This window comes from Pseudarthrobacter sp. alpha12b, from assembly GCF_054130495.1.
In genome coordinates, this window is the sequence record NZ_CP196746.1 from 4,134,285 (window position 1) to 4,151,349 (window position 17,065).

Sequence of the window (17,065 nt, forward strand, 5' to 3'; positions counted from 1 at the left end):
CAGCGAGGGACCGGGGAGATGAATCAGCGCAGGACACCCGGCGATGAGCCTGACGGGCTGGTGCTCCACCTGGGGCACCTCCACGGCGGGATGCTGGCGCTGGTGGGCGGCAAGGCGGCCAACCTGGGGGAGCTGCTGTCCGCCGGGCTGCCGGTCCCGGCGGGTTTCTGCCTCACCACTGCCGCGTATCGGCAGGCAATCGGCGCCCCGGATGCTCTGCTCCCCGCGCTGGCCGGGGTTTACGCCGGCCTGTCGGGTACGGCACGGGCCGCCGATGGGGAACGGGTGGACGTGGCGGGCCTGGCCGGAACGGCGCGGGCTGCAATCCTGGCGGCTCCGCTGCCGGCCGCCGTTGCCCAGGCGGTGGAACAGGCCTATACAGCGCTGGGTACCGACGTTCCGGTGGCAGTCAGGTCTTCGGCCACCGCTGAGGACCTGCCCTTCGCGAGCTTCGCCGGCCAGCAGGACACCTACCTCAATGTCATCGGAGTACCCGCGGTGCTTGACGCCGTCCGGCGGTGCTGGGCGTCGCTGTGGACCGACCGGGCAACCGCCTACCGGGCGAGCCTTGGGATTGACCCCGCAGCCGTGGCGCTCGCAGTGGTGGTCCAGCGGATGGTTGACGCAGAGGCCGCAGGCGTGATGTTCACGGCGAATCCCCTCACCGGCAGCCGGCGGCAGGTGGTGATCGACGCCAGCCCCGGCCTCGGCGAGGCTGTCGTCTCCGGCGCCGTCAATCCGGACCACTTCGTGGTGGACGCACTGAGCGGCAGGGTACTGGAATGGAAACCAGGCGATAAGGGCGTGGAGATACGGCCGCTTGCGGGTGGTGGGACGCAGATCCGGGAGTTGCGGGACGCCCCGGGCGCTGCCTGCCTTACGGACAGCCAGGTGGCTGGCCTGATGCGGCTGGGGCTGCAGGCTGAGGAGCATTTCGGTGCCCCGCAGGACACTGAATGGGCCATCGACGGCGCAGGTGCCCTGTGGCTCACGCAGTCCAGGCCCATCACCACGCTCTACCCGGTTCCGAAGAGCAACGGCGCTGCCGGCAGGGTCCCGCAGGGCAGGTCCGGCGCTGGCGGCACCAGGGCATACCTCTGCTTCAGCCTGGCCCAGGGACTTACCCGGCCGCTCACGCCCATGGGGCTCGCCGCTGTCCGACTCATAGCCTCGTCCGTGGCCACCGCTGCCGGCTTCCCCGTTCCTGATCCCCTGGGCGGGCCGTCCCCGTACGCCGAAGCGGGGCAGCGGATCTACATCGACTTCACCACTCCCATCCGCAGCACCGTGGGCCGACGCCTGGTTCCCAGGGTGTTCGACATCATGGAGGCGCGGACGGCAACCGTCATGCGGCAACTGTTCGCAGACCCCGCCTTTTCTGTGACCACGAGGACGCCTTTCGGGCTGCTGCGCCACGTGGGGCCCGCGGCAATCCGTGCAGAGGTTCCCGCCACCTTCCTCCGTGCACTGGTCAGGCCCGGGGCTGCCCTCCGCCGGCTGGACCGTTTCACCAGGGAATTCGAGGCGTCGTTGACCCCCGACGACGGCGCCGGCGCCCTGGCCCGCCTTGACCATGCCGAGCGGCTGGTGGGGTCACGCCTGTTCCCGATTGTTCCGGCCATCCTTCCCCTTCCCGCCCTGGGGTTCGCGATGCTGGGCCTTGCCGGAAAGCTGCTGGGCGGAAATGCATGGGACGAGCTGCAGCCGGTGATCCGCGGCCTGCCCAACAACATCACCACGGAAATGGACCTGGAGTTGTGGCACCTCGCAAAAGCAATCCAGGAGGACGCTGAATCACGCACCGCACTCATGACACAGGATCCCGCCTCGCTGGCGGCCGCTTTCCAGGCCGGGCAGCTGCCCGCCCGCCTGCATGCCGGCCTGGCCAGGTTCCTGGACCGGTACGGCCAACGGGCAGTGGGCGAAATCGACGTCGGCCTGCCGCGATGGTCGGAGGAACCGGCACACATCCTGGGCATCCTGGCCAACTACCTCCGGCTGGACGACCCCGCCCTGGCGCCTGACGCCCAGTTCAGCAAGGCCGCCGAGGACGCGGAAGCGCAGGTTGACCGGCTCGTTGCCCGCGCCGCCGCCCGCGGCAGGATCCGGGGAAGACTGGTGCGTGCCGCCCTCCAGCGGGCACGGCTGTTCGCCGGCCTGCGGGAGCTGCCAAAGTACCAGCTGGTTGTTGGCCTCGGGGAGGTCCGACGGCAGCTGCTCCTGGTGGGCACCGAACTGGCGCAGGCGGGCGCCATCGAACGGCAGGACGACGTGTTCTTCCTGGACTTCGCCGAGGTGCGCCAGGCATTGACCGGAAAAGATGGGGGCAACGGAGCCGCTGTCCAGGACCTTCGGGAACTCGTTGCGGCCCGGCGCCAGGATTACGCCCTGGAGCTCAGGCGCCGGCACATCCCCAGGGTGCTTTTATCGGATGGCACCGAACCCGAAGCGGTGCGGACCGCCGTCGGAATTTCCGGAAACGGAACCCTGGCCGGCAGTCCTGCCTCGGCCGGAATGGTGACCGCTGCTGCGCGTGTCATCCTGGATCCCGTCGGAGCCCGCCTGGAGCCGGGTGAGATCCTGGTGGCCCCGTCCACGGACCCCGGCTGGACTCCGCTGTTCCTGACGGCAGGAGGGCTGGTGATGGAGATGGGCGGCGCAAACTCCCATGGCGCCGTTGTGGCCAGGGAGTACGGTATTCCCGCCGTTGTTGGAGTGGCGGACGCTACCGGCTTGATCAGCACGGGCCAAAAGATAACGGTCGACGGCGGCGCAGGAACCGTAGTGCCGGAACGCCCCGGTACGCCGCTGAACGGAAAGGTCCCCAGGGGCACGGACCTACCTCCACGGGCGTAGTCTTTACCTATGGGCTCCAACAGGCTGGATTCCAGCGGACGGTTCCAACGAAACAGCGCAACAGGCCGCAGGGCGTGGCTGCGGTGGCTGCCCGCTGTCGCGGCTCCGGTGGCCATCGCCTCCGGTGCCCTGATCGGGTCCCTGCCGGCGGGGGCCAGCAACCCGCTGCCGGCCAAAACGCCGGCCCAGGTCCTGGAATTGGCGGCGAGCCACCAGATGAATACGTTCTCGGGGACGGTGGAACAGTCCGCGGAACTGGGACTTCCGGAGCTTCCGGCCACCGGGAAACCGTCCGGGCCTGCGTCCCCCGGCAGCGTAGCTTCGGTTATTGAGCTGCTCTCAGGCACGCACACCGCGCGCATCTACGTGGATGGCAAGGACAATGCCCGGGTGCAGGTGATGGACCAATTGGCCGAACGGGACGTGGTCCGCCACGGCAGCGACGTCTGGTTCTACTCCTCAAAGGACAACACGGCAGCGCACCTGACCCTGCCGGCCCACGCCCAGGACCCGGCACACGCGAAGGACCCTGCAGTTCCGAACGAAATGCAGGGTACGCCCGGCATGCACACTCCCGCTGAGCTGGCCCAGCAGTTCCTGTCCAAGGTCGACCCCAGCACCGCCGTTTCCGTGGGCCCGGACGTATCCGTCGCAGGCCGCGCCGCCTACAACCTGCTGATCGAACCCCGCACGGACGCAACGTTGGTGGGCAAGGTGGCTATCGCCGTCGACGGCGAGAACGGCATGCCGTTGTCCGTCCAGGTGACCGCGCGCGGAGCCGATAGGCCTGCCTTCGCTTCCGGGTTCACCAGCCTTTCCCTGGCCGCGCCGGATCCCTCAGTTTTCACCTTCACCCCGCCGCCGGGCGGAACAGTCAAGGAACTTCCGGTTCCGGACAAGTCACATGGGCCCGCTGGTGCCCATGACCCGGCCGCCCGGCACGCCGATGCCAAGGGAAACGTCGCTGTGACCGGTGCGGGCTGGGAGACAGTGGTGGGCACGGCGCGTGGATCCGCTGCGGCGGCTGAATCAATGCTGCAGGACCCGTTGCTGTCCCAGGCTGCCGTCGCCGTCCCAGGGGGCCGGCTGCTTTCCACGGCCCTGCTCAACGTCCTGATCACCGACGACGGCCGGATCTTCGCGGGAATGGTGCCGCCGGAGAGGCTCCAGGCCGCAGCAGCAACGGCCCGGTAAGCATTGGACGGACGGGGGAGTGACGGCCGGGCCGGAGCCGGCCCGGTGACTGCCGGCCTGGCCATTGAGACCCGCGGCCTCAGCAAGCACTTTGGCCGGCAGGCCGCCGTCGACCACGTGGACCTGGCCGTCCCGCACGGGACGGTCTTCGGTTTCCTGGGGCCCAACGGGTCCGGCAAGACCACCACCATCCGCATGCTGCTGGGACTGGCAGCCGCGTCCGCGGGGACGGTAAAGCTGCTGGGCCAGGAGATGCCGGACAAACTCCACCAGGTCCTGCCGCGCGTAGGTGCCCTGGTGGAAGGCCCGGCCTTCTACCCCTTTCTCTCCGGTGCCGCCAACCTCCACCGGCTCGACTCCGCCAGCCCGCACACCGTTCCGGCCACGCGCAGGGCGCGTGTGCAGCAGGCTCTGGAGCGCGTGGGCCTGGAACACGCCGCAGGGAAACGGGTGCATGCTTACTCCCTGGGAATGAAGCAGCGGTTGGGCATAGCCAATGCACTGCTCTCGCCACGGGACCTGCTGGTACTGGACGAACCCACCAACGGGCTGGATCCGCAGGGCACCCGTGAAGTCCGCAACCTGGTGCGGTCTTTGGCGCACCAGGGCACCACGGTCTTTGTCTCCAGCCACCTGCTGGCCGAGGTGGACCAGATGTGCACCCACGCGGCCGTCATGAGCGCCGGAAAGCTTGTGGCCCAGGGGCCCCTGGCGGAACTGCGGCAGGCCGGAAGCACGCGCCTCCGGCTGGTAACGCCCGACGGCGGAAGGGCCCGGCAGGTCCTGTCACGGCTGGGGCTGGCGCCCGGGCCGGTGGACCCTGGAGCTGCGCAGCCTGAACGTCCCGGCCTTCCCGGCCAGCCGGGGGTGCCGGAACCCGAGCCCGCACGGCCGGGCGGGGAGATCATCGTGGCGGCGCTGGAACCCGGCGCCGGGCAGCCCGTGGTGCTTCCCGAGGACGTCGTGGCGCACCTGGTCCAGGCCGGCGTCCGCGTCCGGGGCTTCGCCGTCGAGCGTGAAAGTCTCGAAGACCGCTTCGTTGCCCTCACCGGGGAAGGATTCGACGTTGCCCAGTAGCGTTCCCGCGGACATACCGGAAGCCGCCAAAACTGGCCGCCCCGCCGCAGCGCCGCGCAGTTCCGGGCTGTCCCTCTTGGGGTCCGAGCTCAAGGTGCTGTTCGGACGCCGGCGGACCTGGGCGCTGCTCCTGGCGCTCGCCGCCATCCCGGTACTCATCGCCGTCGCGGTGAAGGTTTCCTCCGCCGTCCCGCCGGGGCGGGGTCCTGCCTTCCTTGACCGGATCACGCAGAACGGGTTGTTTGTGGCCTTCACCGCCATGCTGGTCTCCGTCCCGCTGTTCATGCCGCTGGCGGTGGGTGTGGTGGCGGGGGACACGATCGCCGGGGAGGCGAACCTGGGAACCCTCCGGTATCTCCTGGTGGCGCCGGCCGGGCGGGTGCGGCTCCTCCTGGTCAAGTACGCGGGCGCGCTGGCCTTCTGCATTGCCGCTCCGTTGACCGTTGGCCTGGCGGGGGCGGCCATTGGAGCGGCGCTTTTCCCGGTGGGCCCAGTGACGCTGCTTTCCGGAGGGGTGGTCCAGCCCGCTGAAGCTGCCCTGCGGATCGTGCTGATCGCCGCCTACCTGGCCGTATCGCTGGCCGGGCTCTCGGCAATCGGCCTGTTCCTGTCCACGCTGACCGTGGTTCCCGTGGGGGCGATGGCCGCAACCGTGGTGGTCTCGGTGGTGTCGCAGGTCGCGGACCAGCTTCCGCAGCTGGAGTGGCTGCACCCGTGGCTCTTCAGCCATTACTGGCTGGGATTCGGCGACATGCTGCGCCAGCCCCTGGTATGGGATTCCTTCGCCAGCAACGCCCTGCTTCAGGCCGGCTACGTGGCAGTGTTCGGGGCGCTCGCCTACGGCCGCTTCGTCACCAAGGACATCCTGAGCTGACGACGGCGGCGGGAGCCTTCAGTTCCCGCCGCCCAGGCTCCTGATCAGTAGCGGGCCGCGTACGGGTAAAGGTCCATGCCCACCATTGAGCTGATAGTGGAAACGGTAATGCCTTCCCGCGGGTTGAGCGCCTGTACTACCTGGCCGTTACCCAGGTAGATGGCCACATGGTAGAAGTTTGGAGCCGAACCCCAGACCAGCAGGTCGCCGCGGCGGGCCTGCGAAATGGGAACGTGGACGGGGGCGGCGGCATACTGCTGGGAAGCGGTGCGGGGAAGGTATGTACCCGCTGCGGCGAAGGCGTTCTGCACCAGGCCCGAGCAGTCGAAACCGTACACCCCGGTACCGCCCCACTGGTAGAAGTACGGTGCCCCCACCTTGCCCAAAGCGACGGAGATGGCTGCCTCGTAGCCGCCTGAGCCGGTGGGAGGTGCAGGTGCAGGGGCCGGGGCTGGTGCAGGTGCTGGTGCAGGTGCTGGGGCTGGTGCGGGCGCAGGAGCCGGTGCTGGGGCTGGTGCGGGCGCAGGGGCAGGATCAGCGGGCGCCGGTGCAGGGGCAACCGGCGCCGGCGCTGGGGCCGGGGCGGGCGCAACGGGCGCCGGCGCGGCAGGTGCAGCCGGCGCGGGCACTGCAGGAGCGGGAGCCGCAGGGGCTGCATCCTGCCCGCGCCTGTTCTGCCCGGCGGACTGACCCTGTGCTGATCCGTTTTGTGCAGGCTGGTTCTGCGCGGCCTTGTCCTGCGCCGCCTTATCCTGGGCTGCCTTGTCGGCGGCGGCGGACAGGGCAGCCAGACGTGCCTCTTCGCGCTGCCGGTCAAGGGCATCCACCCTGGCCGATTCGAGCGCCACGGTAGTGTTTCGGAGCTGCGCCAGCTGGTCCACCAGTACGGTCCGCTGTGCCTTCGCGTCCGCCACGGCCTTGGCCTGCGCGGCGTTGGCCTGCTCCGCCTGGGACTTCCGTTGCTCGGCAGTCTTCGCTGCCTCATCAGCAGCCTTTGTGGCATCGTCGGCGGCTGCCGTCAGGGAGCGGTAGGCGGTGGCCGCGGCGTCCGCAGCCTCAAAGGCCCGGCTGCGGCTGGCAGAGAGGGCCTCAAGCGTGGCGGCCTGCTGCAGGCTGTCGCCGCCGCTGGCCAGGCTTCCAAGGGTGGGATTCAGTCCGCCGTTGCGGTACAGGTCCCCGGCGAGCTGCCCCACCTGTTTCCGGGTTTTGTCCTGCTGCTCCCGGGCGGAGGATGCCTTGGCGGCGGCAACCGATGCCGCTTCTGTCCTCTGCTGCAGCTCCACCAGCGCCTCGCTGTAGGAGTTGTTGGCCTGCATGGCCACAGCGAACGCCGCCTGCTGGGCCGTCGACGCGTCCGCCAGGATGCGCTCAATCGCGCTGACCTGGTCCGCCGTCGCGGCCTCACTCGCTTTCGCGGCGGCGATGTCCTCCGGCGATGGAATCTCCGGCGTCGCCGGAACGGTCAGCGGAGCGGAAGGCGCGGGTACTGCGAGTGCTGGGGTCGCCACTGATGCAAAAAGTACGACGGCGGCGCACAGCACGGCTGTCCTGCGGCCGGATCCGGGTAATGCCATCTGCAGAGACCTCGCAACGGTAAGGCTGGGAGTGAGGTTCTGGATGCGGCACGACTGTGCCCCTCAGCTGCTCGCCAGCAGTCCGAGGCTACGTGACGTTTTGCACATTAGCAACAGCAGTCACATCAATAACATAAACCACAATAGTGTCATTTGCGATGGAATCCGCGGGGGCGTGTCGGGCTCAGGCGTGTTGATGTTCCTCATGCTCGGAGTGGCTGGCGGGCTCCAGTTGGAAGGTGCAGTGGTTGGTATCAAAATGCGAGCCCAGGCAGGTGATGAGCTTGTCCAGCAACTGGTCGGCGCCACGTGCGTTGAGCACGCCGTCCTCCACCACAACGTGGGCCGAGAAGACGGGGACACCGGACGTGATGGTCCAGATGTGGATGTCATGGACGTCTGTCACACCGTCTACCGAAAGGATGTGCTCGCGGATCATCTGCACCTGCACTCCCTTGGGGCTGGCCTCCAGCAGGACATCCACCACATCGCGCAGTAGGCTCCAGGCGCGCGGCAGGATCATCAGCGCGATCAGGACAGAGGCGATGGTGTCTGCTGCCTGGAAGCCGGTGAGCATGATGACCACGGCGGCAATGATGACGGCAACCGAGCCCAGGAGGTCGCCCAGGACTTCCAGGTAGGCGCCGCGGAGGTTCAGGCTCTCCTCCTGGGCCGTACGCAGGATCAGCAGCGACACCAGGTTGGCCACGGCGCCGAGAACGGCGGCGAACAGCATGATGTCCGTCTGCACTTCCGGCGGTGCGCCGAACCTGCGGATCGCTTCGGTGAAGATCACCACGGAAATCACGATCAGGATCAGCGCATTGGCCAGGGCCGCGAGCACCTCGGCGCGCTGGTAGCCGTAGGTCCGCTGGTCGCTCGCAGGGCGGCCGGCGATCCAGGCGGCCAGCAGGGCAATCGTGACACCGGCCGCGTCGGATACCATATGTCCCGCGTCTGCGAGCAGGGAGAGCGAGCCGGACAGTGCGGCTCCGATGATCTGGATGACCACCACCCCGAGCGTGACCCCCAGGACGGCCACAAGGCGGTTCCGGTGCCGCCCGGTGGCAGTGATCCAGTGGCTGTGGCTGTGGTCGTGTCCCATGCCTACAAGGCTAGCCCCAGCCCAGCTCATGCAGCCGGTCATCGGAGATGCCGAAATGGTGGGCGATTTCGTGGACCACGGTGACGGCCACCTCGTGGATCACGTCCTCCCGGGAGGCGCAGATCTCCAGGATGGGTTCGCGGAAGATCGTGATCCGGTCGGGGAGGGAACCGGCGTCCCACCATGAGTCGCGTTCCGTCAGCGGGACCCCTTCGTACAGCCCCAGCAGAACCGTTCCGGGGTCTTCCCCCGGCCCCGGCACGTAATCGTCATCGATGAAAACCGCCACGTTGTCCATGGCACGGGCCAGGCGGTCCGGGATGCTGTCCAGGGCATCCTGGACAGCCACTTCGAACTCGTCAGGGGACATGGTGAACCCGGAAGGCTCGTGCGGGCCGTCCGGAATGATGGGCAGTCCCGGCGGGAGGCTGGCTGGCATACCCCGACTCTAACGCCGAAGCCGTACCTGCCGGCTGCGTGGTGCCCGCGTCCTGCGCCGCGTCAGTCCCACTCCCGCAAGGCACACCAGCCCGCCCACCAGTCCCCAGGCTGTGGGGATCTCGCCTAGCAGCAGCCAGGAGATGAGGACCGTGGTCCCGGGGACCAGGTAGGTGGTGGCGGCCAGCTTCCCGGCGTCCACCAACGACAGTGCGTAAGCCCAGGTAGTGAAGGCGATGGCCGTGGGAAACACGCCCAGGTACGCCAGCGCCCAGGTGGCCTGCGGAGGGGCGGCCTGCACTTCGGACGCCAGTTGCCCGGCGAACGGCAGGCAGCACAGCGCCCCCACCACGATGCCGAACCAGGTTGCCTGTGCCGCCGGGAACTTCCGCACCACCGGCTTCTGGATGATGACGCTGACTGCGGCGAGCACCGCCGCAAGGAGGCAAAGCGCCACGCCTGCCAGGTCCGCCGTCGAACTTTCCCCCGGCGAGCGCGGCTGTCCCGATCCCAGGGCGATCAATGCGACGCCCGCAAACGCCACGGTGCTGCCGATGAGCAGCCAGCGCGGGAAGCCCTCCTTGAGGAAAATACCCGCCATGATGGCCACCAGGATGGGGTTGACGTTGATCAGCAGGGCGCTGGTGCCCGCGTCCAGGATGTGCTCGGCGGCGTTAAGGGCCACGTTGTACCCGCCGAACCACATCACGCCATAGGCAATGATGGGCAGCCATTCCCGCCCCTTGGGCAGTACCCGGCTCCTCAACAACTGCGGCACCACCAGGAAGGCCAGGACGACGGCGGCAACCGCCAACCTGCCAAGCGTCAGGGAGCCGGGGGAGAAGTGCGGGCCGATGGCCCGGATGCCTACGAAGGCGGAGGCCCACAGCACCACGGTAACCACCATGGCCACCACGCCCAGAGCCTTCACGGGAGCACCTGCCGCAGCCGGGGGAGTCAGTGGTTCGCGCGCGGGACTGGTCGAAGGCATGAGACAAATGTACGGCGGCAAGGGACCCCGGGCTGGCGGAAAACGGTCGCGTCGGTGCCCTCGGCTAGGATGCGGATTATGCTCTCTCCCCAGGCTCCCGCCCGTGATACCCCACGCCTTGTCAGGAAAATCATCTGGATCGCACTGGCCGTCATCGTGGTGGGCGGCCTTGCCTGGTACGCCATCTTCACCGCCACCAAACCCCCGCAGGCGGCACCTCCAGCCGCCGGCGCGGAACAACTGGTCCGGGCTGACAGCCACCGGCTGACTGCACCTGGCGAGGAGAAGGCCCAGCTGGTGGAATTCCTTGACTTCGAGTGCCCCTCCTGCGGGGCTGTACATCCCTTCGTGGAGGAGCTCAAGGCGGAATTCGGTGACAGGGTCACCTTCGTCAACAGGTACTTTCCGTTGTCGGCACACCCCAACTCCGGCCAGGCTGCGCTGGCGGCGGAAGCGGCGGCGCAGCAGGGGCAGTACCAGCAGATGGCGGCCAAACTGTTTGAAAACCAATCCCAGTGGGCCGGCAGCCAGCAGTCCCAGGCGCCCCTGTTCCGCACCTACGCGGAGCAGTTGGGGCTGAACGTGGCAGAGTTCGATGCCGCCGTCGCGGACCAGAAAACCGAGGAGCGCATCCTGGCCGACATTGCCGATGGCAATGCCCTTGGGGTCAGCGGCACGCCCACCTTCTTCCTCAACGGCGAGAAGCTGACGCTGTCCACCAAGGCGGATTTCCGCCAGAAGCTGTCAGACGCCGTCAAGTAGCAGCGCTGCATCCGGCCCGCGCCGCTCTGGGCCGGAGGGCGTCCTACTTTTTGCCCGCCCAGGCAAGCAACTTGTCCACGGGCCAGGTGGTGATGATCCGCTCGGACGGCACGTTGTTGCGGGCTGCCCGTTCGGCGCCGTACTGAAGGAAATCCAGTTGCCCGGGTGCGTGGGCGTCGCTGTCGATCGAGAACAGGCAGCCCGCCTCCAGTGCCAGCTGGATCAGGGCATCGGGCGGGTCCTGCCGCTCCGGGCGGGAATTGATCTCTACGGCGACGTCGTGCTCCGCGCACGCCGCGAACACTTCCTTGGCGTCGAATTCCGATGGCGGCCGGGTCCCGCGCGATCCTTCAACCAGCCGCCCGGTGCAGTGGCCAAGGACATTGGTCTGCGGAGCCCGGATGCCGCCGAGCATCCTGGCGGTCATGGTTTTTCGGTCCGCGCGAAGCTTCGAGTGCACGCTGGCCACCACGATGTCCAGCCGGTCAAGCAACTCCGGTTCCTGGTCCAGCCCGCCGGATTCCAGGATGTCCACTTCGATGCCGGTTAGGAGCCGGGTGCCTCCGCCATTGCTGTTGATGTCTTCCACCACGTCCAGCTGGTCCCGCAGACGCGCGGCGGACAGCCCGTTGGCGATGGTGAGGTTGGGGGAGTGGTCGGTCAGGGCCAGGTACTCCCTGCCCAGCACCTCAGCGGCCGCCACCATCAGCTCAATGGGGGAGCCGCCGTCGGACCACTCGCTGTGGCTGTGCAGGTCACCCCGCAAAGCCCCGCCGATTTCCGCGCCGCCGGAGGCGAGCGGTTGGGCGCCCTTCTCCCGGAGGTCCGCCAGGTAATCGGGGACCTGGCCGTCCACCGCCTGCCGGATCACCGTATAGGTCCGGTCGCCGATGCCCTTCATCGACTTCAGCCGCCCCGTCCGGGCCCGGTTGGCCACCTCCTCAGGGCCGAGTGGGCTGATGGCGGCCGCCGCTTTGCGGAAGGCCTGGACCTTGAAGGTGGCAGCGCGTCCGCGCTCCAGCCAGAAAGCAATCTCATTGAGCGCTGCGACGGCATCCATCCGTCCATCTTTGCCTGTCCAGCGGCCAGACGGCGGGGTTTTTCGCCGATTTTGGATAATTCCTGCAGAGGCCCTATAGTTTTAGAGTCCAGTTCGGAGAAACGCAAAGGACAAAGACGGAAAGCCCCGCTTGACGCCTTTTATTTTGTTCCGAACGGGTTCTGGCCCCCATCGTCTAGCGGCCTAGGACACCGCCCTTTCACGGCGGCGGCACGGGTTCGAATCCCGTTGGGGGTACGCAAGGAACTGGTCAAGCAGGCTGAAAAAGTCTGGTAGGCTGGAAGCCTTGAAAAAAGCGGTAGAGATACTGCAAAGCAAGAAACGCAAGGCCCTGTAGCGCAGTTGGTTAGCGCGCCGCCCTGTCACGGCGGAGGTCGCGGGTTCAAGTCCCGTCAGGGTCGCTCTGATTGTTGGAAGAAATTCCGGCTGTCATGGTGACTAGTCACCTAGGCTCTGTAGCTCAGTTGGTAGAGCGTTCGACTGAAAATCGAAAGGTCACCGGATCGACGCCGGTCGGAGCCACCACTGGGAAGCATCAGTTCTTCGGAACTGGTGCTTTTCTTCGTTTAACCCCCTTCATCGATTGCTCCATACGTGTCGTTTTCGAGGTCCTAAACGACACCTATGGAGCAATCGATGGGTTGTTGACCAGGGCTCACACCCCGTTCCCGCTGTGCGCCGGGGCGGCAGCTGTGACCACGGCAACAACCCGGCTTCCGATGAGGAAACCTGCGGGCCGTGGATGAAATATTTGACCGCTGCCGAAGCGATGTGGCACGCGCGCGCCTTGGCTTGCGTAAGCGCTTGCATCCTACCGGTCGGTAACTGGTTTGGGCTTCCGCAACAGGGTTTGAACTGCCCCTGCAACCCCGTCTACGGTGGAGCGCGGCCGGCGGACAGCATGCTTTCCATCGGCCAATCAGGTCCTACCCAGGCCTGTTCCCCACAACACAACGGCGTCCCCTATGACGCCTGAGGTGTTGCCGGGCCGCGGTTGGTTTCGGGGTCATGGGCACACGCCCGTCTTCCACGAACAGTTACAACTCCGCGAGAAGAGCAAGAAATGCACAAGCACCCCCAACACCGGCTGCGGTGGCGCACTGGCGCCGCAGCGCTGGCTGCAGCCCTGGCCGCCTCGGCCTTCCTGGCCGTCCCCGCGGCGCAGGCCAACGAGCCCTCCGACCCGCCTGCCGTCCAGCAGATGCCGGCCCCCGCGCCAGGCTTCCCCCTGCCCACGCAACACACGCAGCAGGCGTTCGACCCGGCGTCGGACTTCACGTCCAAGTGGACCCGCGCAGACGCCAAGCAGATCATGGCGCAGAGCGACTCCACGGTTTCCCCGGGCGCGAACTCCATGAGCCCGGACGTCACCATGCCGGAGATCCCCCAGGACTTCCCCGCCATGAACGACGACGTCTGGGTCTGGGACACCTGGTCCCTGACGGATGAGAATGCCAACCAGATCAGCTACAAGGGCTGGGACGTCATCTTCTCCCTGGTGGCTGACCGGCATGCCGGATACGGCTTCGACCAGCGCCACTGGAACGCCCGCATTGGCTACTTCTTCCGCAAGACCAACGCGGATCCGGCCAAGGACAAGTGGAACTACGGCGGGCATCTGTTCCTGGACAACACCTCCATCGGCAACACCGAGTGGTCCGGTTCCACCCGCCTGATGCAGGGCAACCACGTCAACGTCTTCTACACGGCCACCACCTTCTACGATGTGGCCGAGCGGAACGCCGGCGGCGGCGGCATCGCCCCGGACGCGGTCATCGCCAAGGCGCTGGGAAACATCCACGCCGACCAGAACGGCGTCACGTTCGACGGGTTCCAGCACACCAAGCTGCTCGAACCGGACGGAAAGATGTACCAGAACAAGGCACAGAACGCCGGCTTTGCGTTCCGCGACCCCTACACTTTCGTGGACCCGGCACACCCCGGGAAGACATACATGGTGTTCGAAGGCAACACCGCCGGAAACCGCGGTGACTACCAGTGCAAGGGCGAGGACATGGGCTACCGGCCGGGCGATCCCCACGCAGAGAGCGTCGCAGACGTCCAAAACAGCGGCGCCTACTACCAAACAGCTAACGTGGGGCTGGCGGTGGCGGACAACAAGGACCTGACCAAGTGGTCCTTCCTCCCGCCCATCCTTTCCGGGAACTGCGTGAATGACCAGACGGAGCGCCCGCAGATCTTCATCCAGAATGAAAATGGCAAGAACAAGTACTACCTGTTCACCATCAGCCACCAGTTCACCTACGCGGCCGGCATGCGCGGTCCCGACGGCGTCTACGGCTTCGTGGGCGACGGCATCCGTTCGGACTACCAGCCAATGAACAACAGCGGCCTGGCCCTGGGTTCGCCCACGGACCTGAATCTTCCGTCCGAGTCCCCGGAGGCGCCCACGCCGAACCAGAACGGCCGGCAGTTCCAGGCGTATTCGCACTACGTGCAGCCCGGCGGGCTGGTTCAGTCCTTTATCGACAACGTCAATGGAGTCCGTGGCGGCTCCCTGTCGCCGACGGTAAAGATCAACTTCCGCAACGGCGTCTCCCAGGTGGACAGGAACTTTGGCCGGAACGGCCTGGGCCCGTTCGGCTACCTGCCCACCAATGTAAGGGTTGGCGGCGAGGGCCTCTACAAGTAGGCCGCTGCACGTCGGGCGCTGCACGTAAACCGCTGCACGTAGGCCGCAGTGCCGCTGCGGCTTCGAGGGCACGTGATCCAGGCGGGGAGTCCTTCGGGGCTTCCCGCCTGATTCCTTTTAACCTGGCCCGAACCCCTCTTTCTTTGCGGGCGGCCCGCAGAGTTTCCAGCGCATGTGTCGCAGGCTGGGGATAGGGTGGAACCAACAGAAGGGGGAGTGCCTGATGGAATACCAGAACCCACAACCCGTGGTGCCAAGCCGTCCTGCCGCAAGCCCGGCTCCCGGTCCGGGCCGGACAGTAATCTCCGAGACCGCCGTGGCGAAGGTGGCGGGAATCGCCGCGCGGTCGGTTCCCGGCGTCTACTCTTTGGGGTCGGGCCCGTCGCGCGCCCTGGGCGCCATCCGCGACGCCGTGGGAAGTTCCGACCATGCCGCCGGCGTCCACGCAGAAGTGGGCGAAACACAGGTAGCCGTGGACATCACCCTGGTGGCCAGCTACGGAACACCCCTGCATGCGCTGGCCAACGATGTCCGCGCTGCCGTTTACCACGCGGTTGAGGAACTGGTGGGGCTGCAGGTTATCGAGGTAAACGTCGAGATCACGGACGTCTACGTGCCGCCACCGGTCAAGACAACCGCGCCGGTTGCTCCCGAACGGGAGGCGCTGCTGTGAACCTCACCGTGGCAGGCACGGCCATGGGCGCCTTCGTGGCCTTCATGTCACTGCAGTTCGGCCTTTGGGGCTTCCTCATCGCACTTCTTTTCATGGCCATCGGAGCTCTCCTGGGCCGTGCCGCCGAAGGGAAACTGGACCTGCGCGGCGTTTTCGATGCCATCACCGGCCGGCGCTCTTCCTCATGAGCTCACCCGCGCCCGTTGTGCGTGGGCAGGCGCTCAGCGGCCATAACCGGATCAGCACCCAGGCCTTGACCAGCCTCGCCAAGGCAGCTGCTGCGCAGGCGCTGGGCGTCGACGCCCAGGACGTTCGGGCGGACTGGGCGGACGACGACGGCCTGCTGGCTTTGTCTCTCGTCGCTCCTATCAGCATTCCGCCTTTACAGTCCGTGGTCCTCGATCCTGCAAGAGTCGACACCGCCGGCGGATCCATCTGGGACCGCACCGTGCGGGCCAAGGAAAGCATCCTGGCAAGGGTCTCGGAACTGAGCGGTTCGCAGTTGAGCCGGGTGGACATCCGTGTTAGCGGGGCAAGGATCAGTACAGGAGGGCGGGTGCGGTGAGCAGCAGCGTGGAAAGCCGCCAGGCCAACAGCGGATCCAGGAGAAGCAACGGCCCGGACATGCGCAGGGTGGTGTACCGCGAGACCCATTCCCCGCGGGCCGTGGTGTCGGTTGCGGCCGCCACCCTGGTCCTGGTGCTGGCCGGCTACGGCGTCCTCGAATCGGGGGTGCACGCCGTGGGGCAGCCGGCGTGGCTGATTGAGCCGCAGGTTGCTGCCCAGCGGATCGTGGACCTTCCCGCCGGCATCCCCTCGCTGCTGCTGGCGGCGATCGGCGCCGTGCTGGCCATGCTGGGACTGGTCTTCCTCCTTAACGGGATCCTCCCGGGAAAGCGTGCGCGCCATCTGCTGGCCGGCGCACCCGGAGAGGGGCTGCCGGCTGTGGTGGTGGATGACGAGGTGATCGCCTCCTCGCTCGCACGCCGCGCGCGGTTGGCCGCTAACGTCACGCCCGATCAAGTCATGGTGGTCGTCTCCCAGCGGCAGGTGCTGGTGACTGTCCGTCCCACCTCCGGGGTGCCCGTGGACCCGGACAGGGTCCTGGAGGCCGTGCGGGATGAGCTGGACCAGATGCTGCTGGAGCCGGCGCCTGCTCCCCGCGTCAATGTGACACCGTCAGGGGTGATCGGAGCATGAACAGCACTCCGGCGCTGCTCAACCGCATCCTGCTCACGGTGCTGGGCCTGATCCTGCTCGGGGCCGGGATCCTGTTGGTGCTGCTGGCAACCGTTCCTCCAGTGGGCTCCTGGTGGCATTCCTGGTCCGCCTGGGCCTGGGGCGGCATCAACCAGGTGTTCGACTCCACGCGGTTCCCTGGCCGGCCGGAAAGCTGGTTGTGGATCGTGGTGGCTCTGGCGCTGCTGGCCCTGATGGGGCTCATGGTTGCCTGGATTGCCCAGCAGGGCAAGGGCCGGTCAAACCTGCTGGCCGCCGAATATGATCCCGGCGAAATCCCCGGTGACGTCCGGATCGGCGGCGGGGTAGCAGAGCAGGCGCTCCGGCAGGCCCTCGAGGGACGGCCGGACCTCGCCGGTGCCGCGGTCACCACCTATGACGTCAAAGGATCGCCGGCGCTGAAGGTCCGGCTCCTGCCGCGCCAAGGGGTGGCTCCGCACCTGCTCGCAGCTGAGGTTTCCGGACTTCTGGATGCCCTGGTATCCGTTGTGGGCAAGGAGATTCCCGTCCTCATCCACATTGGGGCCGGGGCGCGGACGCGCTTTGGCCGGGCCGAGCGCGTCCGCTGA

Annotated in this window: 16 protein-coding genes and 3 tRNA genes; 14 read left to right on the forward strand and 5 right to left on the reverse strand. The window is 67.3% G+C overall.

What is annotated here, in order from left to right; genetic code table 11:
• The first annotated feature begins 18 nt into the window (after positions 1-18).
• From ACTAQI_RS19130 to ACTAQI_RS19145, 4 genes are read left to right on the forward strand one after another with little or no spacing between them, the layout of a single operon-like run.
• Positions 19-2,856, forward strand: coding sequence for a PEP/pyruvate-binding domain-containing protein (locus ACTAQI_RS19130; protein WP_457947990.1), 2,838 nt, complete (start codon positions 19-21; stop codon positions 2,854-2,856).
• Positions 2,857-2,865: 9 nt separating this feature from the next.
• Complete coding sequence (locus ACTAQI_RS19135; RefSeq protein WP_457947991.1) at positions 2,866-4,050, forward strand: LolA family protein; 1,185 nt, start codon at positions 2,866-2,868, stop codon at positions 4,048-4,050.
• 45 nt (positions 4,051-4,095) lie between these two features.
• Positions 4,096-5,127: an ABC transporter ATP-binding protein gene (locus tag ACTAQI_RS19140; RefSeq protein WP_457947992.1), complete on the forward strand. Its 1,032-nt coding sequence runs from the start codon at positions 4,096-4,098 to the stop codon at positions 5,125-5,127.
• A complete protein-coding gene (locus ACTAQI_RS19145; protein WP_457947993.1) occupies positions 5,117-6,001 on the forward strand; it encodes an ABC transporter permease in 885 nt (294 codons plus the stop codon). The genes ACTAQI_RS19140 and ACTAQI_RS19145 overlap by 11 nt, the downstream gene beginning before the upstream one ends.
• 44 nt (positions 6,002-6,045) lie before the next feature.
• On the opposite strand, the gene ACTAQI_RS19150 is transcribed toward ACTAQI_RS19145, so the two are convergent.
• From ACTAQI_RS19150 to ACTAQI_RS19165, 4 genes are all read right to left on the reverse strand, one after another.
• Complete coding sequence (locus ACTAQI_RS19150) at positions 6,046-7,575, reverse strand: C40 family peptidase (RefSeq protein WP_457947994.1); 1,530 nt, start codon at positions 7,573-7,575, stop codon at positions 6,046-6,048.
• A 184-nt stretch (positions 7,576-7,759) separates the two neighbouring features.
• Positions 7,760-8,680 carry a cation diffusion facilitator family transporter gene (locus ACTAQI_RS19155; RefSeq protein WP_457947995.1) on the reverse strand — a complete coding sequence of 307 codons (921 nt, stop codon included), beginning with the start codon at positions 8,678-8,680 and terminating at the stop codon, positions 7,760-7,762.
• Positions 8,681-8,690: 10 nt separating this feature from the next.
• Positions 8,691-9,119, reverse strand: coding sequence for a metallopeptidase family protein (locus ACTAQI_RS19160; RefSeq protein WP_457947996.1), 429 nt, complete (start codon positions 9,117-9,119; stop codon positions 8,691-8,693).
• A gap of 9 nt (positions 9,120-9,128) precedes the next feature.
• Positions 9,129-10,109 (reverse strand): DMT family transporter, encoded by a 981-nt coding sequence (locus ACTAQI_RS19165; RefSeq protein ID WP_457947997.1) that lies wholly within the window; start codon positions 10,107-10,109, stop codon positions 9,129-9,131.
• Between the two features lie 78 nt (positions 10,110-10,187).
• On the opposite strand from ACTAQI_RS19165, the gene ACTAQI_RS19170 reads away from it, so the two are divergent.
• On the forward strand, positions 10,188-10,871 hold the full coding sequence (locus ACTAQI_RS19170; protein ID WP_457947998.1) for a DsbA family protein: 684 nt from the start codon (positions 10,188-10,190) through the stop codon (positions 10,869-10,871).
• 43 nt (positions 10,872-10,914) lie between these two features.
• Here ACTAQI_RS19170 and ACTAQI_RS19175 read toward each other — a convergent pair whose 3' ends face one another.
• Entirely contained in the window at positions 10,915-11,931 is a 1,017-nt protein-coding gene (locus tag ACTAQI_RS19175) for a PHP domain-containing protein (protein ID WP_457947999.1), read from the reverse strand.
• 164 nt (positions 11,932-12,095) lie between these two features.
• On the opposite strand from ACTAQI_RS19175, the gene ACTAQI_RS19180 reads away from it, so the two are divergent.
• The 9 genes from ACTAQI_RS19180 to ACTAQI_RS19220 all read left to right on the forward strand — a co-directional run bounded on the left by ACTAQI_RS19180 (position 12,096) and on the right by ACTAQI_RS19220 (position 17,065).
• A tRNA-Glu gene (locus ACTAQI_RS19180) sits at positions 12,096-12,168 on the forward strand.
• A gap of 90 nt (positions 12,169-12,258) precedes the next feature.
• Positions 12,259-12,332 (forward strand) — tRNA-Asp (locus ACTAQI_RS19185).
• Between the two features lie 48 nt (positions 12,333-12,380).
• A tRNA-Phe gene (locus tag ACTAQI_RS19190) sits at positions 12,381-12,456 on the forward strand.
• A gap of 538 nt (positions 12,457-12,994) precedes the next feature.
• The gene (locus tag ACTAQI_RS19195; RefSeq protein WP_457948000.1) at positions 12,995-14,584 is read left to right on the forward strand and encodes a glycoside hydrolase family 68 protein; all 1,590 of its coding nucleotides are present in this window, start codon (positions 12,995-12,997) and stop codon (positions 14,582-14,584) included.
• 223 nt (positions 14,585-14,807) lie between these two features.
• Positions 14,808-15,257, forward strand: coding sequence for an Asp23/Gls24 family envelope stress response protein (locus ACTAQI_RS19200; protein WP_457948001.1), 450 nt, complete (start codon positions 14,808-14,810; stop codon positions 15,255-15,257).
• Entirely contained in the window at positions 15,254-15,445 is a 192-nt protein-coding gene (locus tag ACTAQI_RS19205) for a hypothetical protein (RefSeq protein ID WP_457948002.1), read from the forward strand. The genes ACTAQI_RS19200 and ACTAQI_RS19205 overlap by 4 nt, the downstream gene beginning before the upstream one ends.
• Positions 15,442-15,822: a hypothetical protein gene (locus ACTAQI_RS19210; RefSeq protein WP_457948003.1), complete on the forward strand. Its 381-nt coding sequence runs from the start codon at positions 15,442-15,444 to the stop codon at positions 15,820-15,822. Before ACTAQI_RS19205 ends, ACTAQI_RS19210 begins: the two co-directional genes overlap by 4 nt.
• Positions 15,819-16,457: a hypothetical protein gene (locus tag ACTAQI_RS19215; protein ID WP_457948004.1), complete on the forward strand. Its 639-nt coding sequence runs from the start codon at positions 15,819-15,821 to the stop codon at positions 16,455-16,457. Before ACTAQI_RS19210 ends, ACTAQI_RS19215 begins: the two co-directional genes overlap by 4 nt.
• On the forward strand, positions 16,454-17,065 hold the full coding sequence (locus tag ACTAQI_RS19220; protein ID WP_457948005.1) for a hypothetical protein: 612 nt from the start codon (positions 16,454-16,456) through the stop codon (positions 17,063-17,065). The genes ACTAQI_RS19215 and ACTAQI_RS19220 overlap by 4 nt, the downstream gene beginning before the upstream one ends.